The organism is Neobacillus niacini, from assembly GCF_030817695.1.
In the GTDB taxonomy this organism is placed as follows: Bacteria; Bacillota; Bacilli; order Bacillales; family Cytobacillaceae; genus Neobacillus; species Neobacillus niacini_F.
Genome location: NZ_JAUSZQ010000002.1, coordinates 1,926,519 through 1,951,712 on the forward strand (window position 1 = coordinate 1,926,519; position 25,194 = coordinate 1,951,712).

The window sequence follows — 25,194 nt, forward strand, 5'->3', positions numbered from 1 at the left end:
GGGTTGCTATGTAAGAACATCTTGAGGGCGGCGGGGGCTTAAGGTATACTTTACATGTAAAGTTTCTTATTCTTTAGGTAAGAGGGCTAAAAGAAATGAAGTCAATCTATGATATTCAAAAATTTTTAAAGCAGTTTGGAACGATTATTTATATTGGTGATCGAATAGCTGACCTTGAATTAATGGAGTCTGAAATAAAAGATTTATATCAAGCTCAGTTAATAGAACCAAAAGAATACTCGACTGCATTGTTAATTTTAAGACATGAAATAAGATTCTTAAACGAAAAAGAAGAAAAAGATAGGTGATTACAATGTCAGGACAATGGATAGTAGGAGTTGACCTTGGAGGGACAACTACTAAATTGGCGTTTATTAATATGGACGGAGAAATTCTACATAAGTGGGAAATTCCAACAGATAACTCGAACGAAGGTCAAAATATTACGATCAACATTGCAAATGCTATCGATGATAAATTAGGAGAATGTAATGAGAGGAAAACAAAATTAGCAGGTATTGGCATGGGGGCACCTGGACCTATAAATTATGAGACAGGTGTTGTCTTAAATGTTGTTAATTTGGGTTGGCAGGATAACTTTCCATTACAAGAGAGTCTGCATTCTTTAACAGGATTACCAGTTGCTATCGAAAACGATGCTAATTGTGCTGCATTAGGTGAAATGTGGAATGGTGCTGGTAAGGGGGCAAGCGATCTAGTATGCGTAACACTTGGAACCGGTGTAGGTGGCGGAGTCATTGCGAATGGTAATATTGTTCGAGGTATTAACGGTGCGGCTGGGGAAATTGGTCATATAACCTCAATACCTTTTGGTGGTGCACCTTGTAACTGTGGTAAGTCCGGCTGTCTTGAAACGATTGCTTCTGCAACTGGTATTGTTCGATTAGCGGAAAGTGAACTTTCAAAGCCCGAATCAAAGGGACAGCTTGCTGTAGTGTTTGCCAAAAATGGAAAAGTTACAGCAAAAGATGTTTTTGATAATGCTCGTAATGGAGATGAACTCGCTAAAAAAATCCTCAATGAAGTCACTTTTCATTTAGGATTTGCTCTGGCAAATATTGCAAATACTTTAAATCCAGAAATGATTGTTCTCGGCGGTGGAGTCTCGCGAGCTGGTGATATTTTATTAGACGGTGTAAAAGCAAATTTCTCTCAGTTTACTTTTTCAGCGGCTAGAGAATCTACAAAGCTTTCGCTAGCCACACTAGGAAATGACGCTGGAGTAATAGGCGCAGCATGGTTGATAAAAAATAAACTAAACCTATAAGAAGTATCCTAAAAACCTGTACATAAATGCAGGTTTTTGTTTTGCTCATTTTCTACCGCCTTTTGTCATATTATTTTTATGATGGAAGGAGGAAGAAATATGGAGGTTAGAGTCCGGGAAGGTGACTCCTGCGCGTATTTATAGTCGATTATTTATGGTCCCGCTTGAACTCATTATCGATTCAAACGAGAACATAAATCCAGCTAATTTGATAACTGGTACAAAAATAATGATACCAGGCTATGTTTCCGTTCCATACACGATAAAAGAAGAGGATACATTATGGAAAATTGGAAAGGCAAGAAACTTATCCATCGATGCCATGATGATACTAAACCAAATGCAAAATCCCAATCAATTAGCACCGGGTGACACCCTGTACTTACCTGAACGTATAACACAACACCATGTTAGCTCAAAATTGCCTTACGGTTCGGGGATCTTAACGAAGCAAATCAAAACCTTAAAAAAGTTATATCCATTTATAAATATAGAATCAATCGGTACTAGTGTTCTCGGTAATCCCATACAAGAAATAAGGATTGGAAAGGGATTGAAAAAAGTTCATATGAATGCTTCTTTTCATGCGAATGAATGGATTACATCCATGGTTTTAATGAGGCTTGTTAATCAATACCTTATTTCTTTAACGAATCGAAGCACGTTTAGAAGTGTCAATACCATAAATTTATATAATGAAACTGAACTATCCATTGTTCCGATGGTCAACCCGGACGGGGTAGACCTGGTATTAAGTGGACCGTCAACAAGCAATCGACAAGAGGTTATCGAGATAAATGAAGGAAGTGATGAATTCGTTCATTGGAAGGCAAACATACGGGGGGTAGACTTAAATAATCAGTTTCCGGCAAATTGGGAGATTGAGCAGGAAAGGAAGTCACCCAAGTCTCCTGCACCCAGAGATTATCCCGGCAGTTCTTCTTTATCAGAACCAGAAGCAAAAGCAATGGCTGACTTGATTAAGAAGAATCAATATGATCGAATTTTGGCCTTTCATACTCAAGGCGAGGAATTTTATTGGGGATATGAAGGATTCGAACCACCTGAATCTGAAATCTTAGCAAAAGAATTCGAACGAGTGAGTGGATATAAGGCGATTCGAAATGTCGATAGTCATGCGGGATTTAAAGATTGGTATATTCAAGAATATAAACGCCCTGGTTTCACCATTGAATTGGGAAGGGGCATAAATCCATTGCCTTTATCACAATTTGACGACATTCTCCATAAAGTTGAGGGAATATTTCTAGCTGCAATTTATTTGTAAATAGTTGTTTACACGACTTGTAAAATGACCTCAATGACATTAAAATAAATTGTTGTGTTGGTGATTTTAATAAGAAAAAAGTCGTGTAATATGCGACTTTTTTCTTATTTCTAGAATTTTCTGTAATGATTGAAACATTTCTGTAAAATAAACGTACTAATTAATGTGAAGAAAAAGTGGAGGGAGGGGGAAAATGAGCCGTAACAAAGGTAATATCATTAAAAAATTTATTTATCAAATCTTATTTTCGCTCGTTTTTGCCTCCTTTTTAAGTGCTTGTGCGCAACTACAAGATGCCAAGCCCAGCCCTTCTGAAGATCATGACAAGCAAAATGTCCCGCCATCACAACCTGAAGGAACATGGAAACTTCCAATCGAAATACCAGAGGGTGAGTTTTACAAAATAGGTTCCTGGTATTCGGACCATCAATTACTTTATATTACAAATTTTGAACAATCATCGTCTGTTTATCTTTATAATCTTCTAACAGGAAGCAGTGAATTACTTTATAAAAGTGAAGTTCCTATTGTGACTTTACAGATAAGCCCATCAAAAAAGAATATACTTATTCAATCATCTCCTTCTACGTATGAAGGACAAGTTACCATACTATCTCCTGAGGGCAAAGTAATCTATAAACAATCTATCCCATCATATGAATTAACTTTTGAATGGAACCCATTCAATGAGTCTGAAATCCTAATCTCATCTTTTAATGAAGATTGGACCTATCAAATGCTGCTATTAGACATTGAACAAAGAAAAACGACTGAACTAACACTTCCTCAACCTTTTATTAAATGGATCGGTAATGAGGAAGTAGCCTATTTGAAGTGGGATGAAGAAAGTCCATCTCTTTTTGCACCACTCATGACGAAAAATTTAAGTGCAGAGGATGAGAAAGAAATACTTACAGAAGTACTTCAATTCGCAACTTTCAAAAACATTTTAATGACTGTTACAGTCAAAGACGTCGAACAGTTACAGGCTTCCTATACTTTTTATGATAAGGACAAAAAGGTATTAAATTCGTTTTCCATTCCTCACCTAACTATGTTTTCTGGATGGTTGGTTCCTTACAATGACTTAAATGTTAGTAAAGGTGAATTTATTACTCTTAAGCCAGTAAAAAGCGCAGAGGCTGATGCTTATAGGGAGGGTTTTGAACTTGTAAGCTATAATATTAACAGTGGAAGCAGTCATGTCATTTTGCAGGACCTGAAAAATGAACCCATTCTTCTATCCCCTTCGGGCGAAGTTGCACTATATGGTAATCGTTTTGAAAAGATCATTGATCTCAAAACAAAAGAGGTAAGGGAGCTCGTTGCAAAATAAAAAGACTGCCGGCTGGCAGTCTTTCAATTTTTTTAAGTTTAGTGTGTACCAGTAGGAAAACCACTTTCTATAACGGTCATGATTGCAAACCAGCCAAAAACAGCCAATGTGCCTACTGCAAAAAATACTCCTAAGAAATTTTTATTTTTTAGGGCAGTGAATGCACCATAAGCAGCAAGTAATGCTACCAAAGAAAAAATAATAACTACTCCCATTAATAAAGCCCCCTTTATTAGATAATACTTGGGCTCAGCCCAACACATTTCTAAGAGTTATGTAAGAATATTATATACATTCGATTCTTATTTTATATTCTTTTCAATCATTTGTCGAGGGCTAAAAAAGTTAGCAATGCAGCTTACATAGTGTAAAATAATAGTAATGTAAAAATAGTTGGAGGTATATGAGAAATGAAATGGTCACAAATCCCATTAGGGGTATTACAAACAAATTGTTATATCGTTGAGAGTCCTGACAAAACCTGTTTGATTTTTGATCCAGGGAGTGAAGGGAAAAAGCTAATAAAGTGGTTAACAAAACGAGAACTCAATCCGATTGCTATTTTTTTAACACATGCACATTTCGACCATATTGGCGCTGTTGATGAAATCAGAGACTATTATAAAATTCCGGTTTATATTCATGAAGAGGAACAAGATTGGCTGACAGATCCGGCATTAAATGGTTCCAAGTACTTTCAAATGCAAGAGTTAATGAAAATGAAAAAAGCCGACTACATCCTTAAAAAAGAGGAAACGATGACGATTAGTAATTTCAAGTTCTCTATTCTTGAAACTCCAGGACATTCTCCTGGGAGTGTGTCGTATTACTTTGAGAAAGAGGGATTTGTTGTATCAGGGGATGCATTATTTAAGAGCAGCATTGGCAGAACAGACCTGCCAGGAGGTAACCATAAACTTTTAATGAAGAGCATTCATGAAAAATTATTATTTTTACCAGAAGAAACAACAGTATTATCGGGACATGGACCAATTACCACAATAGGGGAAGAAATGGATAGTAATCCGTTTTTAAATGGGTTTTAATATCAAAAGCGGAAGCCCTGGGCGCTGGAGTTAGACGGAATTATTCTATAGAAAAAACCCTTCTCGATTGAGGAGGGTTTTTCTGGGGATGTTCTTTTCCTATTAAAAATGGGAGGGGATAATAGTTAAGCTACTAGAATTACAATATAATAAAGTTTTCACTGTGTCAATGATGTAAACCTACATAAAGGAGATTTAAATGATTACGTACTTAAAGAGTTTAATTTCAAACTCACCAACAAACTTAATTTCCTATGCAGAATATATGGAAGCTGCCCTCTACCATCCCAAATATGGTTACTATATGAAAGATAAACAGAAAATTGGCAGCCAAGGTGATTTTATCACTACCAGTAATATTTCTGATATTTATGGTAGAATCGTTGCCAAATGGTTTGCGAGTGTTTGTAAGAAAAATGATCTTGAAGCTAATTTTTGTGAAATTGGTGCTGGTAATGGACGTTTTGCCCATGCCTTTTTACAGGAATGGGAGAATTCCATCAAAGCTCCAATCAATTACATGATTGTAGAAAGCAGTCCCTATCATCTGAAATTACAAAATGAATTAATACCACCACACCATAATGTACTCCAAGTAAACAACCTGGAAGAACTTGAGCCTTTCGAAGGGTTGGTTTTTTCAAATGAATTATTTGATGCTTTGCCAGTTCATGTTATAGAAAAAGAGAACGGTCAATTGTACGAGGTTATGGTGGGATTAAAAAATGAAACCTTATATGAGGAGAAGGTTTTATTAACCAATCCAGCTATCCACTCCTTTTTAGAGGAATTTATGCTGGAATTAAAAGATGAACAGCGTATTGAAGTGCCTTTGTTAATGGAAGTGATGGTACAAGATATATCTAGAGCGCTAACGAAGGGAATCGTTGTGACAGCAGATTATGGTTATACGAAAGAAGATTGGAAGCACCCTTCACGAAAAAAAGGAAGCTTAAGAGGATATTATCAGCATCAAATGATTGATAATGTTTTAGAGCATCCGGGTGAAATGGATATTACCACACATATCCATTTTGATTGGCTTATTCAAAAAGGTGAGCTAGCCGAGTTGGTATTTCATTCAAAGCTAAGACAGGATGAATTTTTATTAAAAGCAGGAATACTAAAGGAATTAGAAAACCATTACGATCCCAATCCTTTTTCAGAGGCTGCTAAACGAAACCGTGCAATCAGAAGTTTAATTATGCCATCTGGAATAAGTTCTTTTTTCCATCTGATTATTCAACAGAAAGGTATCATTGATGTTAATCTTTTTGAAGAAGTATAAAAAACACCGGAGAAGAACTCCTCCGGTGTTTTTATGTGTGATTACTTCTTAATGTCCTCCAACTCCACCCAGCGGCATCATGAATGTTGTCCAATAAGTGAAGCCTGCGAAGAATACGGTCAAATATGCTCCGAAAACATACATATACATACGTTCGGAAAGTTTAAGATAGCTTAACAAAACAAAGAATCCAGTTTGGGCTAGGAATAGCATTGCTGTTTTATCCATATCTCCTAGATAGAACATAACAGTAAAAATACCCGTCCAGAAACCCAAAACTCTGAACATGCGATCCATATGTATCCCTCCTTTTCCCCTACGGTACCATCATGCAATATTATAAAGAAAAGGAGTTCAAAAGTAAATAAAGATTCAAATTAGTTTGCTACAAGTGCTTGGTATGAACAAGTTTCACAGCCAGAAATGATATTTTCTTTCTCTACTAATTCCACCGATTCAAATAATGCCTCAAACATTCCTTTTAGGAACTCGTGATGCATAGCGCATACACTTTCATGTTCCTCTGCAACCTCTTTAAAAGGACAATTGTAGATTTGGAAGTAGATTTTTGTATGATCCCCATTTGCTTCAAATTCTGGGTAAAAACCTGCTAATGTTGCTGCGCTTTTTAGTATTGTTAATTTTTGATCAAAATCTATTTCTTCCCCATAGGATCTTTTTGCCACTTCTTGTTCAATGACTTCAGTACCAAATCGCTTCCCGGTTAAGTAAAGAGCCTGTTTACCCGCCTCACCCAATGTGAGCATGGTAGCGATAGCTACTTTGGATAGCAGCATGTAATCTCGGAACGGAAAGTGCAATTGAATGACATCGTCTGATAAACGGTATAACCTGCTTGGTCTCCCGCCTTTACCAGTCTTTTTTGTTTCAGATACCAACATGTTAACATCTTCAAGCTTAGATAAATGTAATCTTGCAACGTTCGGATGGATATTAAAATTCTCTGCAACCTCTTGTACTGTTACTTCTTGATGACGTTTCGTAATGTATTGATAGATGTAGTACCTGGTTGGATCTGATAAAACATTTGTGATCTTTAATGTTTGTTCCATCTCTGTTCACCTCGAACCCCCATAATTTAATCCAATTATAATACAGCTATTTAAACATGGGAATGAGGTTAACAATGTTAACACTATATGTTTAGAAATTGTTCACAATTACCAAATGCTTTGAGTGCTGGTGTTATACAAAACTTACACAAAACATATATAATATGTCTGTCAAGAGTAGTTTTTCGGTAGATTTAGGAGTGAAAAATCAAAAAAATTTTTCCAAAAAAGATGAATATTGAAGGAAAGGCATGAATGATGTCGTATAATTACTAAGACAAAATAAAAGGTGGTGTTTCCCATTGTAAGTGCAATCGAAATACTAGCGAATAGAATTATTACAGATGCTGCCAGAAACCAAGCAACAGATATTCACATTGTTCCCAGGAAAAAAGACACACTCATTCAAATCCGCTTAACAAACAAGCTTATTCCCCGGTTATCACTTCCAAAAGATGAATGCGACAGATTAATCTCACATTTTAAATTTACTGCAAATATGGATATCGGTGAACGAAGGCGCCCTCAAAGCGGTTCAATTTTTTGTGAAGTGGATGGAAAATTAATGGGTCTTAGACTGTCAACCCTTCCTTCTAACAATCGAGAAAGTCTTGTGATTAGACTTCTGCCCCAACAAGAACAGATTCCCTTTCATCAGCTCTCACTTTTCCCTGGTATGACAAGAAAACTACTTGCTCTCCTAAAGCATGCTCACGGCCTAATAATTTTTACAGGTCCAACCGGATCAGGTAAAACGACCACTTTATATTCCCTTTTAAATGAAACTGCACATCTTTTTCATCGAAACGTTATTACTCTTGAAGACCCCATCGAAAAAAACTACGATTCTGTTTTACAAATACAAGTGAATGAAAAAGCAGGTGTGACATATGCAGCTGGTTTAAAGGCAATTCTGCGTCATGATCCAGATATTATTATGGTCGGTGAGATCCGTGACGGTGAAACTGCCAAAATTGCTGTGCGGGCAGCATTAACAGGACACTTAGTTCTAAGTACGATGCATACAAGAGATGCAAAGGGTGCGGTATACCGTCTTCGTGAGTTTGGTGTTAATTGGTTAGAGGTAGAGCAAACTCTTATTGCTGTTACAGCTCAGCGGCTAGTAGAGCTAACATGTCCGTATTGCGAAGGAGAGTGTTCACCCTTCTGCTATTCATATGGGAGATGGAAAAGGGCGAGTGTTTTTGAACTTCTGTCAGGGAGAAACCTCAATGCTGCAATGAAAGAAGCCAAAGGTGAAAATATTATTTCACATTACACAACAGTTAAGGAAGTAATTAAAAAAGGGATTGTTCTAGGCTATATTAAAGAGTCTGAATATGATCGCTTGGTGTATGATCATGAAGCGCCATAAGTGGACTATTAATGAACAGGCTAATTTTTTAAAAAGGATTGGAGAATTATTGGCACGCGGTTATCCAATTGCAGAAGCGATTGAGTCCCTATGTTTGCACTTACCAAAGAACCGAAAGGAGGAATTGTACAAGTGTTTGGCTGATTTGAAAAATGGGATGTCATTCCATGATGTTCTAAATAACATAGGGTTTCATAAGGACTTAATTGGTTATGTCTATTTTGCGGAACAGCATGGCAGCTTTGCGGAGGCACTCTTAGAAGGGAGCAGTTTAGCATTAGTAAAGGAGAATGATAGGAAAAAGCTTTTGAAACTATTACAGTATCCAGCTTTACTTACCTTTATTACTGGCTTTCTATTTGTATTTGTCCAAAAATCATTGCTTCCTAAATTTACAAGTCTCTTCCAGTCTATGAGTCTTGAAGCAAATTTCTTTATGAAAGTACTTTATTCCTTTGATGAATATTTTCCTATATTTATGACTGGTGTAGTGTTTCTTCTGGCAGTAGGCGCAACTTATTATTTTTTTGTATTTCGAAAAGTCTCCATTCTTAAGCAAAGAGCAATTCTGGTAAGAATTCCGATTGCAGGAAGAATCCTCAAATTGTTGTTTACTCATTATTTTTCTGTACAACTCAGCTTTCTTTTAGCGGGTGGTATTTCCGTATTTGAGGCACTAATCTTATTTGAGAAGAATCACAGACAGCCCTTTTATAGTCGGCTGGGAATGGTGATTAAGCAAAAACTGTTAACGGGAGAAAAACTAGAGTCTATTTTGGCTTCCTTTCCATTCTTTGAAAAAGAGTTTCCGATGATTATTAAACATGGTCAAGAGAATGGGAAATTGGAACAGGAATTACTCTTCTTCAGCGAGCACTGTATGGTGAATATGGAAGAAAGAATCGAAAAGAGTTTAAAAATGATTCAACCTATGCTTTATCTTTTTATTGGGTTACTCGTTGTATCCATGTACTTAGCAATATTATTACCAATGTTCCAACTCCTAGAAGGAATATAGAAACGCTTAAGAGCATTGGGACTAAAAATATAATAAATGGAGGAATTACTGATGTTGAAAAATGAAAAGGGTTTTACTCTTATAGAAATGATGATTGTAATGCTGGTTATTTCTGTTTTATTAATTGTTACAATTCCGAATGTGGCAAGGCATAATACCAATATTAACAATAAGGGCTGTTATGCGTTTGTGAAAATGGTTCAAGCACAGGTGCAGTCGTATATTATGGAAAATAACAAGGTGCCAACAATGGCAAATTTGATTACGGATGGATATCTAATTGAAGATACTGGTTGTCCAAATGGAACGAAGAATGTACAGATTGATTCAGAAGGTAAAGTAACCGCAGTACCAACAACGTAATGCTCCGCAATCAAAAGGGATTTACACTAATAGAATCGTTGATTGTTCTCTCCATCTTTCTAATCATCTCCTCGATAACTGCCTTTAACATGAAGCCACAATATTATTCAGCTGTTGATAAGGCCTTTATTTCCCAATTAAAAGCGGACTTATATTATGGTCAGCAATACGCTATTGCTAATCAGATGGAAGTCAAAGTTATCTTTTATGAACATGAGCACAGGTATCTCATCAGTACAGTCAGTAAACAGCTGATTGAAAGAAATCATTCTCCAATGGTTACTGTGACTCAAGGAACGATTCAATTAGTTTTTAAATTTAACTCAAATGGAAATGTAGACAGATTCGGTACATTATATATTCGGACAAAACAAAAAAATTACCGATTAACTCTTTTGATTGGAAAGGGACGGTTTTATGTTATGGAAGAATGATGGATTCTTTTTACTAGAGCTCCTATTATCACTATCTGCATGGTTTATGATGGGCATGTTTTTTATGCCGTTATTAATGGAATTATCCAATCAATCTCAACAGCTTGTGAGGGATAAAAAAGCGGTACAGTTCTTATATGAAGAACTACAAGCAAATTTAACTGAAGACAGAACAAACTCAAATTACTCCATACTTCATAATGGAACAGAATATAAGATTTATTGGAATCAATCGTCAGGGACTGGACAAAAGGAGGTGTGTGTAAAAATTGAGGGAAATTCCTTTCTTCCAAGAACAGAAATTTGTAAAGTACCGGAATGAAAAAGCCTTTACGCTCCTCGAGGTGCTTTTTGCCTTTTCAGTTTTTATGACCATTATATTTTTCATGGCTCCTGTATTTCATATTGTTTTAAACAATAAAGATTCAAATGGAAGGCTTCAGGAAATGGAATGGGATGTTTTTTGCAGCCAAATCAAAAAAGAAATTCGTATTAGCTCTAAAGCTGAGGTAGTCTCAGGTCGACTGGTGTTAACAAATAATAATGAAAGTATTACTTACGAGAAATATGGAAGCAACATAAGAAGGCGTGTGAATTCCTCGGGGCATGAGACGTTACTCCAAAATGTATCTTCCGTTACCTTTACTAGGGTTAATAACTCCATAAAAATTATTGTAAAAGATGTTTGGGGGAAGGAGTACAATGTGGTAGGACATTCTTATATTCAATGGTTTCCGGTCATATGAGAAATAATGAAAATGGATTTACATATCCACTAACTTTAGCAGTGGTTATCCTCTTCCTATTACTATTCACCTTTCGTGTAGAACAGCTGTTAACCGAAAGGAAGTTGTCCTATGAAAATACAATCATTCTCCAGGAGGAATATTATTTTCATTCATCGGTGAAAAAAATTGAAGAAATCATGCAATCGGGTGGTGTAATTCCATCCAAAGGTACCTTTACCTATTTAAAGGGCAGCATAGGATTTCAAGCGGACATTCCAATTGGAACTGTACAGAAAATCAACTTCACTCTTAGAATGCATACAGGTACAACAGTGGTAGGACGCGGTTTTTTCGATATTGCTTCCAAGAAAATGATAAAGTGGATTGAAATTTACTAAGGAAATTAGTTGTTTGAAAAATTGAAATATGGACATACTTTTTAGTGAAGACTGAAGGCAGGTGTGTCCATGAAAACGAATGATTATGTAAAATATATGACTCAAACGCTTGTTAAATATGCGGACCAGCCAAAAGATGAAAGAAAACGGCTCCGGGAAGAACGAAAACAAACAAGAGCTTCTTTTTGGTATCGCTGGTTCGGGATACTACCCTATATCTTTTATATTGAAGTGAAAAATAGAAGAAGGAAAGAGTAAAGAAGCAGATTCAAGATCTGCTTCTTTCTTTTTTATACAGCATTATCGGTTAAATAAAACAATCCTCCATTGATAAATGATATGTTTATTTTTGGTTCATATTGGTCTTGTAAGGCCTTTTTCTCCGTTTCGTAACTTTCATTTTCTTCTTCCGCGTCCTCATAAAAATGATCAAGAAGGCGTAAATCCTGTTCCCACCGTTTCCGGGCATCCTCTGCCCAAGTATGATCATCTTCATTAATTACCGCTTTTAGGTAGTTTTCGATTCTTGACATTCCGCTTTTTGGCTTAACAAGAGGTGAAAGTGTAAACGAGTAATCCGGTATTTTCGGTGTAAGTTGGACATTCTGCAGTCGTTCATGAAAATCCTCAATCATTTGTCCATTAATGAGCTGCAAACCGATTGATTTGTAAATATCCCGTTTCCGGTCGCATTGATACGAAATCTTAACATTCATACAGAGCCAAGGCATTAATGGAGTTTGCTGTTGGCCATTCCGGTGATTCTCATAAAGCCTGATGTAGCTTGCTAGCTTTTTGGTTGATTGAAAAATTTGGTGCAGACGAGGAGAACCAAAATGAACGGTTTCTCCCTTAATATGTTCCGGTGCTATCTGTGGGTTCGTAATAAACGTAAGCTTCATCGGATTAGGTATACCGCCAGTTTTTTCTAGGTAATGCCAATAAAAAGGCCGATTCATTAATTCCTTATCGAGTTCAATTGTTAATTGGACCTTTAAATATCCTGGACCATTTTCTGTTATTTCACATTCATTAGCCTGAAAATAGCGTATAAGAAAGTTATGAATTTCCAGCTGCTGCATGTGAATCCTCCTTCTGCATATCTTTAGCCAAATCAATCATCGATGTAAGATTTTCCATCTTAATCCGCATTTCACCCTCAGAGCAGGATTGTCCGAAAATATCAATTAGATGATCTTCAATACTTCCAAAGTCCAATTTCGTTAAAATATCATCCAAATCACCTATTACTTTTTCAAAGAGTTCAATTTTTTCATATAGAAGCTTTAATATATGTTCCTCGACTGTGTTTTGTATTGCAAAATTATAGATCATAACGTCCTTTTCCTGCCCAAGACGATGGATCCTTCCGATTCTTTGCTCCAATCTCATAGGATTCCACGGTAAATCGAAATTAATAATATGATTACAGAATTGAAGGTTAATTCCCTCCCCACCTGCTTCTGTTGCGATGAGTACCTGTGCATGCTTTTGAAATAACTCGCGCATCCAATCCTTTTTACCTCGTTTAAAGCCCCCGCGGAACGGAACGGATGATATCCCGTTTTGTTTTAAATACCATTGCAGATACATTTGGGTTGCTCTGTATTCGGTAAAAATAATCACCTTATCATCTATTTTTTGAATCAACTCCAAAGCCTTTTCTGCTTTAGAATTGGATGGAACTGCTTCCACTTTTGAAATTAAATGTTGAATCTGCTCTTGAAATTCCTTAGTAGGGTTTTCTTTTTTCTGAAGCATGTTTTTAAGCGTATAAAAAACGGCCTCTCTGCTGCTGCACGCTTCCCTCTGTAAGGTCATCACCGAGAATGCACTTGTTTGGACCCAATCGCCTTCGCTCTTTAAATCAGTGATAGCTTGATACAATTCCTTTTCCTGTGGTGTAAATTCAATCGGTATCGTTTCAACATGTCTCTTGGTCCATTCAATGCCTGTATCGGCGCGGCGGTTTCGAATCATTACCTTATTTACCAGCTCTTTTAAATGCTCATTATCATTTAATGAACGGGCATCCCGTTTGTATTTATCATAGAAGGCTGTTTCACTGCCTAAATGTCCAGGTTTTAATAGGGATACGAGGTTGAAAATTTCCCCAATTCTGTTTTGTATGGGTGTAGCAGTGAGAAGCAGACAAAATTTCTTCTTTAGATTTTGAACAAACTCATAGTTTTTGGTCTTATTATTCTTTAGCTTGTGTGCTTCATCAATAATGATTAAATCGTAGTCCTGCTTATAGATAATATCACGGTGTGGGTCCCGTTTTGCTGTATCAATAGACGAAACGACAACATCACATTGTTCCCAAACATAGCTTTTCTTTTGGGAAACCGCGGGTATAAAGAATTTACTATTCAATTCATAAGCCCATTGGGTTACTAAAGAGGCTGGGACAAGAATGAGAACCTTTTTTACGAGTCCGCGAATCATGTATTCTTTTAAAATAAGGCCAGCTTCTATCGTTTTTCCCAGCCCAACTTCATCGGCAAGAATGGCCTTTCCATTCATATTCTCAATTACTTGTTTTGCCGTTTCGAGTTGGTGTGGAAGAGGCGTCAGATTAGGCAAATGCTTGGGTGCTTGCAATCCTTCAAATTCAGGGATAATCAGGTGTTTTTCAATGCCGACTGCCAGTTTAAAGAGGTCCCAATTTCCCCATGGTCCATCATTTTCTATTCTATGTAAAAATTCATCCTGCCAAGAGGAATCAAATTCTATTTCAACAGTCATGGTTTCAGCTCCTTAATGCACAAAAATTTATTGCTCACCTTTTACTTTAATGGTAGGATAGTAATAGATTTGAATGTTTTAATTATTGCAATAAAATAATTTTTTTTTTCAGATGTATATTTTAGTATGACCCGAATGTGAAAATATTATAATGCGGATGATGACAAGGGGAGAGACTACGAATGTAGCGCCGAAGGAGCAAGCACAATGTGTGAATCTCTCAGGCAAAAGAACTCTTGTTTGACGCAACTCTGGAGAGTGCTGACTAAAATGAGCAGCCACCAAAGGGGAAAGCCATCTAAGGTAAACTTTCAGGTGCAAGGACAGAGACCTTCTTTTGTTAAAGGGAGGTTTCTGTCCTTTTTTGTTTTTTTAGGCGCTGGATTTATGAAGCAACAAATGAAAAACATCTTAGTTGAAGGGGGATTATTGATGACTGAATTAAAACGGACACCGCTATTCGAAGTCTATAAAGAATATGGTGGAAAAACGATTGACTTTGGAGGCTGGGAGCTGCCTGTTCAATTTTCAAGCATTAAGGAAGAACATGAGGCAGTCCGTACAAAAGCTGGCTTATTCGATGTTTCTCATATGGGGGAAATCATCGTCACGGGACCAGGTAGTCTAAACTATTTGCAAAAGATGTTAACAAACGACATTTCAAAAATTAAAAATGGCGGGGCACAATATAATGCAATGTGCTATGAAAATGGCGGCACTGTTGATGATCTTCTCGTTTATAAAATAGAAGACAATCATTATTTATTAGTTGTTAATGCTTCCAATATCGAAAAAGACTATAAATGGCTTGAGGACCATTTAGAGGGCGATGTTTCGATAGAAAATCTATCTGAAAAAATGGCTCAATTGGCGCTGCAAGGCCCGCTTGCTGAAAAAGTACTTCAAAAGCTAGCAGGTAATACTGATCTTAGTACCATCGGAGTCTTTAAGTTCCAACAGGAAGTAACCATTAATGGGAAAAATGCATTGGTCTCACGAACTGGCTATACAGGTGAAGATGGCTTTGAAATTTATTGCGATGCTTCAGATGCGGCTGAACTTTGGAAGGCGATTTTATCCGCTGGGCAAGAAGAAGGTGTGGTTCCTTGTGGTTTAGGCGCCAGGGATACTCTTAGATTTGAAGCCACGCTTGCGCTTTACGGTCAAGAATTGTCACCTGAAATCACTCCGCTGGAAGCAGGAATCGGCTTTGCAGTTAAGTTGAATAAAGAAGCAGATTTTATCGGCAAAGAAGTACTTAAACAACAAAAGGAACAGGGTGCGGCAAGAAAATTAGTAGGAATTGAAATGATTGACCGTGGAATACCACGTCATGGCTACCCTGTCTATAAAGGTGAGGAACTTATTGGTGAAGTAACAACGGGAACGCAATCACCATCCTTGAAAAAGAACATTGGGCTTGTGCTAATTAAAAACGAATACGCAGGTCTTGAGTCAGAAATTGAGGTTGAAATTCGTGGAAAACGCTTGAAGGCTAAAGTAGTACCAACACCTTTTTATAAACGACAAAAGTAAACACGAGGGGAGATTAGGTTATGAAACATCGATATTTACCTATGACTGAAGAAGATAAAAAGGCAATGCTCGAAACAATTGGCGTTAATTCCGTCGATGAATTATTCAGTGATATTCCAGAAAAGGTTAGATTTAAAGGTGAATACAACATCAAAGCTGCAAAATCTGAGACTTCTTTGATGAAAGAACTATTTCAAATGGCTTCTCGTAATGCCGATTTAAAAACAAATGTATCCTTTTTAGGAGCAGGAGTTTATGACCACTATATGCCTGTAATCGTTGACCATGTTATTTCTCGGTCTGAATTTTATACAGCCTATACACCGTATCAACCTGAAATTTCTCAAGGTGAGCTCCAAGCCATTTTTGAGTTCCAGACGATGATTTGTGAGTTAACTGGTATGGATGTAGCAAACTCCTCCATGTATGATGGCGGGACTGCATTAGCTGAAGCAGCGATGTTGAGCGCAGGTCATACGAAACGGAAAAAGATTCTTGTTTCAGGTGCTGTTCATCCTGAGTCAAGGGAAGTCCTAAAAACGTATGCAAAAGGTCAGTATCTTGAAGTGATTGAAGTACCAGTTAACGATGGGATTACAGATATTGAAGCATTAAAGGGACTCGCAAATGAAGAAATTGCCGCAGTTATCGTGCAGTACCCAAATTTCTTCGGAAGAATTGAACCTTTAAAAGAACTAGAAGAAATTGTCCATGCGAATAAGTCTTTATTTGTTGTTTCAAGCAATCCACTTTCACTTGGAGTATTAACACCTCCTGGAAAGTTTGGCGCAGATATTGTTATTGGTGACGCACAGCCATTTGGAATTCCGGCTGCGTTTGGCGGACCACACTGCGGTTATTTTGCCGTAACAACTAAGTTAATGAGAAAGGTACCAGGACGTCTAGTTGGTCAGACTGCTGACGATCAGGGCCGCCGTGGATTTGTATTAACGCTTCAAGCTCGCGAACAGCATATCCGTCGTGATAAAGCGACATCAAATATTTGTTCAAACCAAGCGTTAAATGCTTTGGCTGCATCCGTAGCCATGACAGCCCTTGGTAAAAAAGGCGTACGTGAAATGGCTGCGGCTAACTTGCAGAAGGCACACTACGCAAGAACTGCATTTAAAGAAGCTGGCTTTGATATAGTTTATGATGGCCACTCATTCAATGAATTTGTTGTGAAATTAAATAAACCAGTAAAAGAGATTAACCAAGCCCTGTTACAAAAAGGAATCATTGGCGGTTACGATTTAGGACGTGACTATCCTGAACTTGCCAACCATATGCTGATTGCTGTAACAGAGCAAAGATTGAAGGAAGAAATCGATACTCTTGTGAAAGAAGTGGGGGATTTGCATGCATAACGAAGATCAGGCACTCATTTTTGAACTAAGTACACCAGGTAGAATTGGATACAGTCTCCCGGAAATGGATGTTCCCGAATTAGACCTTGAAAGCCTTCTTCCTGAAGGATATTTACGGAGTGAGGAGCCAGAGCTTCCTGAGGTTTCTGAGCTTGATATCATGCGTCATTACACTGCGCTATCAAGGAGAAATCATGGGGTTGATTCAGGTTTCTACCCATTGGGCTCATGTACAATGAAATACAATCCAAAAATCAACGAAAATGTGGCCCGTTTTAACGGATTTGCTCATGTTCATCCACTACAGGACGAAAGCTCTGTACAAGGTGCCCTTGAGCTGTTGTATGATTTGCAGGAGCATTTAATTGAGATCACAGGAATGGACGAAGTAACATTACAGCCAGCTGCCGGTGCTCATGGGGAATGGACTGGATTGATGATGATTCGTGCTTACCATGAAGCAAACGGAGATTTGAAGCGTACAAAGGTTATCGTTCCGGATTCTGCACATGGAACAAACCCTGCTTCTGCAACTGTAGCAGGACTAGAAACCATCACTGTAAAATCAAATGAGAATGGCCTTGTTGACCTTGAAGATTTAAGAAGAGTAGTTGGGGAAGATACAGCTGCCTTAATGTTAACTAACCCAAATACCCTTGGACTTTTTGAAGAAAATATTGTGGAAATGGCTGAAATTGTTCACGCTGCCGGCGGTAAGCTTTATTATGATGGTGCAAACTTAAATGCGGTACTTTCAAAAGCTAGACCAGGGGATATGGGATTTGATGTTGTTCACTTAAATCTTCATAAAACCTTTACGGGTCCACATGGCGGCGGAGGCCCAGGTTCAGGTCCTGTTGGTGTAAAAGCAGACCTTATTCCGTTTTTACCAAAGCCTGTTATTGCCAAACGCGGTGAAGAGTATGTATTTGATTATGACCGTCCGCAATCAATCGGCCGCGTGAAGCCTTATTATGGTAACTTTGGAATCAATGTTCGTGCCTATACTTACATTCGTTCAATGGGACCAGATGGCTTAAAAGCGGTAACCGAATATGCTGTATTAAATGCAAATTATATGATGAGAAGACTTGCAGAGTATTATGATCTTCCATTTGAAAAGCATTGCAAACATGAATTTGTTTTAAGCGGAAGAAGACAGAAGAAATTAGGTGTTCGTACTTTGGATATTGCAAAACGCCTGCTTGATTTTGGCTACCATCCGCCAACTATCTACTTCCCATTAAATGTTGAGGAATGCATCATGATTGAGCCTACTGAAACAGAATCGAAAGAGACTCTAGATTCCTTCGTTGACATTATGATTCAAATTGCGAAAGAAGTGGAAGAGAACCCAGAAATCGTTCAAGAAGCGCCACATACCACTGTAGTAGGCCGTATGGACGAAGCAACAGCTGCTCGTAAACCAATCTTAAAATATCAAAAGGCATAGGATTGTAAAGAGGGTCGGATTCACAAGCTGAATCCGGCCCTTTCCTATGGCATTTACGATTGTGCCCGAGTATCGTTTCAAGAGGAATTTGGGTATCAAAAATTGTCTTTTGTATAACAAAAAAGAGACCTCCGATAAGGGAAGTCCCACATTAAATTTATTTTTTTGTTTTAACTTTACCAGTCCATTTTTTGAATCCGCCTTGGAGCTGGGTAAGATCTTTGTAACCTTTACGGTGTAAAAATTGTGCTGCCCTGGCGCTGCGCATGCCATTTTGGTCATATAAATAAACAGGTAAATCCGGGCGAAGCTCCTTCATTCGCATTCTCATTTGTGACATTGGAATATTTCGAGCTCCTAAAATATGACCTGCTTCGAATTCGTTCGGTTCACGAACATCGATTAATTGTGCCTTTCGATAACCGGCACGAAATTCTTCTTCCGTTACCGTTTTTACAATCCTTTTTTGATAAAAATAGGTGAAAACGGAATAAGCTGCAACTGCCACGATGATGATAAGTAGGACATAAAGTGAATTCAATTTCTTTTGCTCCTTTCAAGCATGGTACACTATGTTTTATTATATAAGTCAAACACGGAAAGATAAAGAATAAACGACAAAAAACTTCAAATTGATTATACCTGAAACATCTGGTTTTGAATTCATCTCAGATTTTGGTAGACTAAAATAAGAGTAAACTACATAAAGATGAGGTTTTTATATGAGCAAAGAGGTTTGGCGTTTTATAGATTCCGGTAATTGTTCCCCATCATTTAACATGGCGTTAGATGAGGCATTACTAGATTGGCATAGTGAGGGGAGAATACCTCCTGTTATTCGCTTTTATGGATGGGAACCTGCGACACTGTCCATTGGATATTTCCAAAAGGTTGAAAAGGAAATCGACCTAGAGGCAGTAAAAGCCCATGGATTGGGGTTCGTTAGAAGACCAACAGGCGGCAGGGGTGTGCTCCATGAGCATGAACTTACTTATAGTGTTATTGTTTCGGAAGATCACCCAGAAATGCCGACATCGGTAACAGAGGCTTATCGTGTTATTTCTGAAGGAATCCTAAAAGGATTTCATCAGCTAGGATTAGAAGCTTACTTTGCAGTTCCAAGAACTGATGAAGAGCGAAGTGCATTGAAGAATCCTCGTTCAGCAGTATGTTTTGACGCACCAAGCTGGTATGAACTTGTGGTTGAAGGTCGTAAGGTGGCCGGAAGTGCACAGACTCGGCAAAAGGGAGTAATTCTGCAACACGGTTCGATTTTATTAGATATAGATGAGGAAAAGCTGTTTAGTTTATTTAAATATCCTAGTGAGAGAGTTAAAGATAGGATGAAATCGGCTTTTAAAAGTAAGGCAGTTGCCATTAATGAAATCAGTCCTAGAAGAATTACACTAGAGGAAGCAAAGGAAGCTTTCTATAAAGGCTTTGCAGAGGGACTTAATATCGAACTACAATCTTATCAATTAACGGAAGAAGAACTTGCATACGTAAATAAAATTGCTAAAGAACGATATGAAAATGATGAGTGGAACTTCAAAAGGTAATATGAAAAGGCGAACCTATTTTTCGGTTCGCCTGTTATTTATTGTTGAGTTACTTTTTTGACTTCCATAACATATTTTTCGTACCACTTTTCCCATTCTTGTTTTCGTTCTATTGTCTTGCCGTCAAGCAATGCTTGAATGACATCTAGACATACATGCCAACCGGCAAGATCTCTTGGGGTATGGTCAGTAATGGTATTTATTTTTTCGATTAGGCGCAATAAACATCCATTTGATTCTTCGATCAATTCGAATCGAACGGTATCTTCCCACCAGGAGAATTCCAAGGCAGAATGTTCTTTTAAGTCTAGGATAGAAAGCTCATCAAATGTTCCATCCCCCATATCAAATTTAATTACCCCGCCTTTACGAAGTTCCTCTACGTGTAACTCTGAGAACCATTTTTGCAATTTCTCGTTATCTGTTAAAAAAGACCATACCTCTTCAACTGAATGGTTAAGATGGCGTTCATATTTGGCAGTATAGCCGTTTTCAACTTTTTCAATATGTGCTATCATTAATATTTTCCTCCTCTTAATGACTTATTAGTTAAGTATACCTTTTTTGCTATTCTTGATAATCAATTTATCTACTTTATAGGTGTAGATTTTCGTGCATTAAAAAATCGCAACCTGCGAAATTTGTTAAATTTTCGTGTTTTATCCCGAAAAATGAGAGATATCTTATCTATTCTCTTGTTTCTAGTTTATTTTGAGTTTGACAAAGTTTATGTTTTTTGCCTTTACCACAATATGTAGTGGTGTCGAAAATATTTTCGGTACTATATATTGATTTGTTATAACTACCTATGGTAACTTATTTATATCAAGTCAGCTAGATATAGCATAACTTACTAGAATCCTACACAAGATATAGAAATTTTTGAAGGAGTTGTTCTCATGTCTGTAGTTTTTAGACAAAAAATGAATATTGATTTTGAAAGGTTGAATGAGGATATCCGCTTATTCCCCCAAGTGCACCCGGTTACCCCAGATATGAAAATAACTCATAAGGGTGTTTCACGATTGGTCATGTTGGACCGTTACACCTTCAAAGATACTGCAAAAATCACCCTAACGAATGGCGACTTTGTTGTTCTCACTATAAAAGAAGATCCAAAATTCCCAGCGCGCGGTCTTGGATACATCATGGAGATTGATTGGGAGAGTAAAAAAGCAAAGGTTTTAGTAGAAGAGGAATTTAGAGGTGTCCTAGATGACCCTGAAGAATCGGCGACAGGATTGATTTGGCGCTCGTTAGATGTCATTGAGAAGCCTCTAGAATTGTTTTATGAGCAGATTGCTAAGAGAAATGCTACTGGTCTTGCTTCTGTTGAAGAAACAGAAGAGAAGCGAATCGAGTGGTTTGAAAAGTTTTACAATGAACTTGTTTCAATGAACTTCATTCCAGCTGGTCGTGTCCTTTATGGGGCAGGAGCAGAAACAGATGTAACATTCTTTAATTGCTACGTAATGCCTTTTGTTCCAGATTCACGTGAAGGTATCTCAGATCACCGTAAACAGGTAATGGAAATCATGAGCCGTGGCGGCGGTGTGGGTACAAATGGTTCAACACTACGACCACGAAACACCTTGGCACGAGGTGTAAATGGAAAATCATCTGGTTCAGTGTCTTGGTTAGATGATATTGCGAAATTGACACATCTAGTAGAACAAGGTGGATCGCGTAGGGGCGCGCAGATGATCATGCTAGCGGATTGGCACCCAGATGTTATTGAATTTATTATTTCAAAAATGCAAAACCCTAGAATTCTACGGTTCCTAATTGAAAATACAAACGATGAGACAATCAAGAAGCATGCTCAGGACAAACTAAAATTAACTCCGCTAACTGCCCAAGAGAAAGCAATGTACCAGGGAATTGTTAATTATAAACATATTCCAGGCTTAGGTGGCTTCGGTGAAGAAATCATTGCTGAGGCTGAAGAGAAGCTTCAAACTGGCGGGAACTATACCGTTCATAATCCAGAATTCTTAACAGGGGCTAACATCTCTATCTGTTTAACCAAAGAATTTATGGAAGCTGTTGAAAATGATAGTGATTACGAGCTTCGTTTCCCATATGTTGAACATTATAGTAAAGAGGAAATGAAGATTTACAATGAAGAATGGCATAATGTTGGGGACGTTCGCGAATGGGAGAGACTCGGTCACAAAGTACGAGTTTATAAGAAGATCAAAGCAAAAGAACTTTGGAACCTTATAAACATTTGCGCAACTTACTCAGCTGAGCCAGGAATATTCTTCATTGACAACGCCAACGACATGACAAATGCAAAGGCATACGGTCAGCAAGTAGTAGCAACAAATCCTTGTGGAGAGCAACCTCTCGCACCATTTTCTGTTTGTAACCTTGCAGCTGTGAATCTTGCAGAAATGGCAGATAAGGAAACAAAAACAGTTGATTTTGAAAAGTTAAAGAAGACTGTAGCTGTAGGCGTAAGAATGCAAGATAACGTTATTAATGCAACACCATATTTCCTTGAAGAAAATAAGAAGCAGGCTCTAGGTGAGCGCCGTGTAGGTCTTGGCGTAATGGGCTTACATGATATGCTAATCTATTGTGAAACGGTGTATGGCTCAGAAGAAGGAAATAAACTTGTTGATCAAGTATTTGAAGTAATTGCAACCACAGCGTATAAGACATCAGTGGAACTAGCCAAAGAAAAGGGAAGCTTCCCATTCTTAAACGGTGAAACACTCGAACAAACGAACCGTTTACGTCAAGCGTTCATCGATACAGGATATATGAAGAAAATGCCTGAAGATGTCCGTCAATCTATATTAGAAAATGGAATAAGAAATTCACACTTGCTAACTGTTGCTCCTACTGGATCCACTGGGACCATGGTTGGGGTTTCCACAGGCCTTGAACCTTATTTCTCATTCTCTTATTTCCGAAGCGGACGTTTAGGTAAATTTATCGAAGTAAAAGCTGATATCGTTCAAGAATACCTAGACCAGCACCCTGAAGCAGATGCGGATAATCTTCCTAACTGGTTTGTTGCAGCTATGGAACTTGCACCTGAAGCGCATGCTGATGTTCAATGTGTTATTCAGCGTTGGATTGACAGTTCCATTAGTAAAACAGTAAATGCTCCACAAGGATATAGTGTTGAGCAAGTGGAAAAAGTGTATGAGCGTCTTTACAAAGGCGGAGCTAAGGGTGGTACCGTCTATGTAGATGGATCACGTGATTCACAAGTCCTTACCCTTAAAGCTGAAGAAAACGAGATCCCAACATTCACAGAAAAAACGAAACAACACGTTGTACTTGTTGATACCATTAGTGACCTTCGTTCAACAGATGTAACGATTGGTTCTGAAGTTGGAAACACCTGTCCGGTTTGCCGAAAAGGTAAAGTAAAAGAAATTGGCGGCTGTAATACATGTTCAAACTGTGGTACACAGCTTAAGTGTGGTTTATAAAATGTAAAATGAGGATGCCCCTAGGGCATCCTCATTTTTTACACATTCAAACTAAGTAAGTATCCTCCGATAATTCCAGTAACCACAATCACCCATGGCGGCAGTTTCCAATAAGCTAGCATGCTGAACAATAGGGCTGCAAAAGCAAAATCCATTGGACCTGGAATGGAACTAGTCCAAATTGGATCATAAAAAGCAGAAATCAGTATTCCCACAACAGCTGCATTTACACCCATTATTGCCCCTGTTATTTTTGGATTACGATTTATGGTGACCCAAAACGGCAGCGTTCCTAACACCAATAAAAACGCAGGGAGAAAGATTGCAAAGGTTGCTAGCAAGCCTCCAGCCCATCCATTCACAACCGCACCTATATAGGCAGCAAAGGTAAACAATGGTCCAGGTACTGCCTGTGCTGCTCCATATCCAGCTAGGAACGCTTCCTTACTGAGCCAGCCACTTGGAACAAATTCTTGTTCCAATAACGGTAAAACCACATGCCCGCCGCCAAACACTAAAGAACCGGACCGATAAAAGCTATCAAACATCGCCACCCAGCTAGACGCAGTCAGCTCTCTTAAAATAGGAAGGACAATCAATAATCCGAAAAACAAACCCAAACAAATGAAAGCAAAGCTTCGAGAAAGTGGAACCTGTATAGCAGAGGGAGAAGATTCCTTCTGTCCCTTATAGATAATTAAACCTGCAACTGCTGCCACGATGATTACACTTACCTGTGTATAGGCTGTTTGCCATAATAGCGTACATATTAAAGCCAATAAAGCAATTGCTTTTCGGGATAAATCAGGCGTTAACTTTTGTGCCATTCCCCATATAGCATGAGCCACAACGGCAACTGCTACAATTTTTAACCCGTGAATCCAGCCTGCATTTCCGATATCCATTCCTTGTAGAACGAGGGCAAAAACGATCAGCATGACGACTGAAGGGGTTGTAAAACCAATAAAAGCTAAAATTCCTCCTAACAAACCGCCGCGCATTACTCCTATCCCTATTCCAACCTGACTGCTGGCCGGACCAGGTAAAAATTGGCACAGAGCTACTAAATTGGCGTATGCTTGTTCATCCAGCCATTTTCTTCTCCGAACATACTCGTCATGGAAATATCCTAAATGAGCAATTGGACCGCCAAACGAGGTTAGTCCAAGTTTTATAGAAACAATAAGGATTTCTATTAGTGATGTAAAGTTACCTTGTTTCATATATCCCCCTTTTAAAAATCGCAAGTATTATATAGGTAAGTTTATCTGTATTTTTCGAAATATTCACCTAAAACAGTTTCCATTCATATTAAGATTTTGTAAATACCCTTTACATACCATACCAGGGTATAATATAATCTTTTCATCAGTAAATTTACAACATTTTCGTATTGTTTTAGTAAAAGAAGCGTGCAATAAATTAGCACGCTTTCTATTCCAAAAAA

General features: G+C 37.9%; 27 protein-coding genes and 1 riboswitch. Of the genes, 19 read left to right on the forward strand and 8 right to left on the reverse strand.

Translation table 11 applies throughout. The annotated features are described in order from the left end of the window. Positions 1 to 95 precede the first annotated feature (95 nt). The 4 genes from QFZ28_RS09860 to QFZ28_RS09875 all read left to right on the forward strand — a co-directional run bounded on the left by QFZ28_RS09860 (position 96) and on the right by QFZ28_RS09875 (position 3,912). Positions 96 to 308: a YqgQ family protein gene (locus QFZ28_RS09860; protein ID WP_307194464.1), complete on the forward strand. Its 213-nt coding sequence runs from the start codon at positions 96 to 98 to the stop codon at positions 306 to 308. A 5-nt stretch (positions 309 to 313) separates the two neighbouring features. Continuing rightward, complete coding sequence (locus QFZ28_RS09865; RefSeq protein ID WP_307194465.1) at positions 314 to 1,288, forward strand: ROK family glucokinase; 975 nt, start codon at positions 314 to 316, stop codon at positions 1,286 to 1,288. A 154-nt stretch (positions 1,289 to 1,442) separates the two neighbouring features. Continuing rightward, positions 1,443 to 2,576: a M14 family metallopeptidase gene (locus QFZ28_RS09870; RefSeq protein WP_307194466.1), complete on the forward strand. Its 1,134-nt coding sequence runs from the start codon at positions 1,443 to 1,445 to the stop codon at positions 2,574 to 2,576. A gap of 193 nt (positions 2,577 to 2,769) precedes the next feature. After that, positions 2,770 to 3,912 (forward strand): YqgU-like beta propeller domain-containing protein, encoded by a 1,143-nt coding sequence (locus QFZ28_RS09875; protein ID WP_307194467.1) that lies wholly within the window; start codon positions 2,770 to 2,772, stop codon positions 3,910 to 3,912. A gap of 38 nt (positions 3,913 to 3,950) precedes the next feature. Here the strand turns inward: QFZ28_RS09875 and QFZ28_RS09880 are convergent, their stop codons facing one another. Next, positions 3,951 to 4,127: a DUF2759 domain-containing protein gene (locus tag QFZ28_RS09880; RefSeq protein WP_307194468.1), complete on the reverse strand. Its 177-nt coding sequence runs from the start codon at positions 4,125 to 4,127 to the stop codon at positions 3,951 to 3,953. Positions 4,128 to 4,322: 195 nt separating this feature from the next. Here QFZ28_RS09880 and QFZ28_RS09885 point away from each other — a divergent pair, with 195 nt between their 5' ends. Continuing rightward, positions 4,323 to 4,958, forward strand: coding sequence for an MBL fold metallo-hydrolase (locus QFZ28_RS09885; RefSeq protein ID WP_307194469.1), 636 nt, complete (start codon positions 4,323 to 4,325; stop codon positions 4,956 to 4,958). Positions 4,959 to 5,157: 199 nt separating this feature from the next. Beyond that, positions 5,158 to 6,246, forward strand: a complete 1,089-nt coding sequence (locus QFZ28_RS09890; protein WP_307194470.1) for a class I SAM-dependent methyltransferase — start codon at positions 5,158 to 5,160, stop codon at positions 6,244 to 6,246. Positions 6,247 to 6,294: 48 nt separating this feature from the next. On the opposite strand, the gene QFZ28_RS09895 is transcribed toward QFZ28_RS09890, so the two are convergent. Next, positions 6,295 to 6,543 (reverse strand): DUF2626 domain-containing protein, encoded by a 249-nt coding sequence (locus QFZ28_RS09895; protein ID WP_063251310.1) that lies wholly within the window; start codon positions 6,541 to 6,543, stop codon positions 6,295 to 6,297. A gap of 80 nt (positions 6,544 to 6,623) precedes the next feature. Next, positions 6,624 to 7,319: a helix-turn-helix transcriptional regulator gene (locus tag QFZ28_RS09900; protein ID WP_307194471.1), complete on the reverse strand. Its 696-nt coding sequence runs from the start codon at positions 7,317 to 7,319 to the stop codon at positions 6,624 to 6,626. A gap of 292 nt (positions 7,320 to 7,611) precedes the next feature. Here QFZ28_RS09900 and comGA point away from each other — a divergent pair, with 292 nt between their 5' ends. The 8 genes from comGA (at position 7,612) to QFZ28_RS09940 (ending at position 11,893) form a co-directional block, all read left to right on the forward strand. Continuing rightward, a complete protein-coding gene (gene comGA / locus QFZ28_RS09905; RefSeq protein ID WP_307194472.1) occupies positions 7,612 to 8,694 on the forward strand; it encodes a competence type IV pilus ATPase ComGA in 1,083 nt (360 codons plus the stop codon). Next, positions 8,681 to 9,712: a competence type IV pilus assembly protein ComGB gene (gene comGB, locus QFZ28_RS09910; RefSeq protein WP_307194473.1), complete on the forward strand. Its 1,032-nt coding sequence runs from the start codon at positions 8,681 to 8,683 to the stop codon at positions 9,710 to 9,712. Before comGA ends, comGB begins: the two co-directional genes overlap by 14 nt. Before the next feature lie 51 nt (positions 9,713 to 9,763). After that, positions 9,764 to 10,075: a competence type IV pilus major pilin ComGC gene (comGC, locus tag QFZ28_RS09915; protein WP_307194474.1), complete on the forward strand. Its 312-nt coding sequence runs from the start codon at positions 9,764 to 9,766 to the stop codon at positions 10,073 to 10,075. Beyond that, positions 10,075 to 10,509 (forward strand): competence type IV pilus minor pilin ComGD, encoded by a 435-nt coding sequence (comGD, locus tag QFZ28_RS09920; protein WP_307194475.1) that lies wholly within the window; start codon positions 10,075 to 10,077, stop codon positions 10,507 to 10,509. Before comGC ends, comGD begins: the two co-directional genes overlap by 1 nt. Beyond that, positions 10,493 to 10,831: a competence type IV pilus minor pilin ComGE gene (comGE, locus tag QFZ28_RS09925; RefSeq protein ID WP_307194476.1), complete on the forward strand. Its 339-nt coding sequence runs from the start codon at positions 10,493 to 10,495 to the stop codon at positions 10,829 to 10,831. The genes comGD and comGE overlap by 17 nt, the downstream gene beginning before the upstream one ends. Then, entirely contained in the window at positions 10,779 to 11,255 is a 477-nt protein-coding gene (comGF, locus tag QFZ28_RS09930; protein ID WP_307194477.1) for a competence type IV pilus minor pilin ComGF, read from the forward strand. The genes comGE and comGF overlap by 53 nt, the downstream gene beginning before the upstream one ends. Next, positions 11,237 to 11,635, forward strand: a complete 399-nt coding sequence (gene comGG, locus QFZ28_RS09935) for a competence type IV pilus minor pilin ComGG (protein ID WP_307194478.1) — start codon at positions 11,237 to 11,239, stop codon at positions 11,633 to 11,635. The genes comGF and comGG overlap by 19 nt, the downstream gene beginning before the upstream one ends. A 69-nt stretch (positions 11,636 to 11,704) precedes the next feature. Continuing rightward, a complete protein-coding gene (locus QFZ28_RS09940) occupies positions 11,705 to 11,893 on the forward strand; it encodes a YqzE family protein (RefSeq protein WP_063251304.1) in 189 nt (62 codons plus the stop codon). A gap of 32 nt (positions 11,894 to 11,925) precedes the next feature. On the opposite strand, the gene QFZ28_RS09945 is transcribed toward QFZ28_RS09940, so the two are convergent. Beyond that, entirely contained in the window at positions 11,926 to 12,717 is a 792-nt protein-coding gene (locus QFZ28_RS09945) for a YqhG family protein (protein WP_307194479.1), read from the reverse strand. Beyond that, entirely contained in the window at positions 12,695 to 14,383 is a 1,689-nt protein-coding gene (locus tag QFZ28_RS09950; protein WP_307194480.1) for a DEAD/DEAH box helicase, read from the reverse strand. The genes QFZ28_RS09945 and QFZ28_RS09950 overlap by 23 nt, the downstream gene beginning before the upstream one ends. 157 nt (positions 14,384 to 14,540) lie before the next feature. Next, positions 14,541 to 14,629: riboswitch (glycine riboswitch) on the forward strand. Positions 14,630 to 14,815: 186 nt separating this feature from the next. On the opposite strand from QFZ28_RS09950, the gene gcvT reads away from it, so the two are divergent. The 3 genes from gcvT to gcvPB are packed head-to-tail and all read left to right on the forward strand — an operon-like array spanning position 14,816 to position 18,739. Beyond that, entirely contained in the window at positions 14,816 to 15,919 is a 1,104-nt protein-coding gene (gene gcvT / locus QFZ28_RS09955; RefSeq protein ID WP_307194481.1) for a glycine cleavage system aminomethyltransferase GcvT, read from the forward strand. Positions 15,920 to 15,939: 20 nt separating this feature from the next. After that, a complete protein-coding gene (gene gcvPA, locus QFZ28_RS09960; RefSeq protein WP_307194482.1) occupies positions 15,940 to 17,286 on the forward strand; it encodes an aminomethyl-transferring glycine dehydrogenase subunit GcvPA in 1,347 nt (448 codons plus the stop codon). Then, a complete protein-coding gene (gene gcvPB / locus QFZ28_RS09965; RefSeq protein ID WP_307194483.1) occupies positions 17,279 to 18,739 on the forward strand; it encodes an aminomethyl-transferring glycine dehydrogenase subunit GcvPB in 1,461 nt (486 codons plus the stop codon). The genes gcvPA and gcvPB overlap by 8 nt, the downstream gene beginning before the upstream one ends. A 157-nt stretch (positions 18,740 to 18,896) precedes the next feature. On the opposite strand, the gene QFZ28_RS09970 is transcribed toward gcvPB, so the two are convergent. After that, on the reverse strand, positions 18,897 to 19,280 hold the full coding sequence (locus QFZ28_RS09970) for a rhodanese-like domain-containing protein (protein ID WP_307194484.1): 384 nt from the start codon (positions 19,278 to 19,280) through the stop codon (positions 18,897 to 18,899). Positions 19,281 to 19,461: 181 nt separating this feature from the next. On the opposite strand from QFZ28_RS09970, the gene QFZ28_RS09975 reads away from it, so the two are divergent. After that, the gene (locus tag QFZ28_RS09975; protein WP_307194485.1) at positions 19,462 to 20,298 is read left to right on the forward strand and encodes a lipoate--protein ligase family protein; all 837 of its coding nucleotides are present in this window, start codon (positions 19,462 to 19,464) and stop codon (positions 20,296 to 20,298) included. A 38-nt stretch (positions 20,299 to 20,336) separates the two neighbouring features. Here QFZ28_RS09975 and QFZ28_RS09980 read toward each other — a convergent pair whose 3' ends face one another. Next, positions 20,337 to 20,816 (reverse strand): SRPBCC family protein, encoded by a 480-nt coding sequence (locus tag QFZ28_RS09980; protein WP_307194486.1) that lies wholly within the window; start codon positions 20,814 to 20,816, stop codon positions 20,337 to 20,339. Positions 20,817 to 21,197: 381 nt separating this feature from the next. Between QFZ28_RS09980 and QFZ28_RS09985 the strand changes: the two genes are divergently transcribed. Next, positions 21,198 to 23,747 carry a vitamin B12-dependent ribonucleotide reductase gene (locus QFZ28_RS09985; protein WP_307194487.1) on the forward strand — a complete coding sequence of 850 codons (2,550 nt, stop codon included), beginning with the start codon at positions 21,198 to 21,200 and terminating at the stop codon, positions 23,745 to 23,747. A gap of 38 nt (positions 23,748 to 23,785) precedes the next feature. Here the strand turns inward: QFZ28_RS09985 and QFZ28_RS09990 are convergent, their stop codons facing one another. Further along, complete coding sequence (locus tag QFZ28_RS09990) at positions 23,786 to 24,970, reverse strand: chromate transporter (protein WP_307194488.1); 1,185 nt, start codon at positions 24,968 to 24,970, stop codon at positions 23,786 to 23,788. Between the last annotated feature and the right edge of the window lie 224 nt (positions 24,971 to 25,194).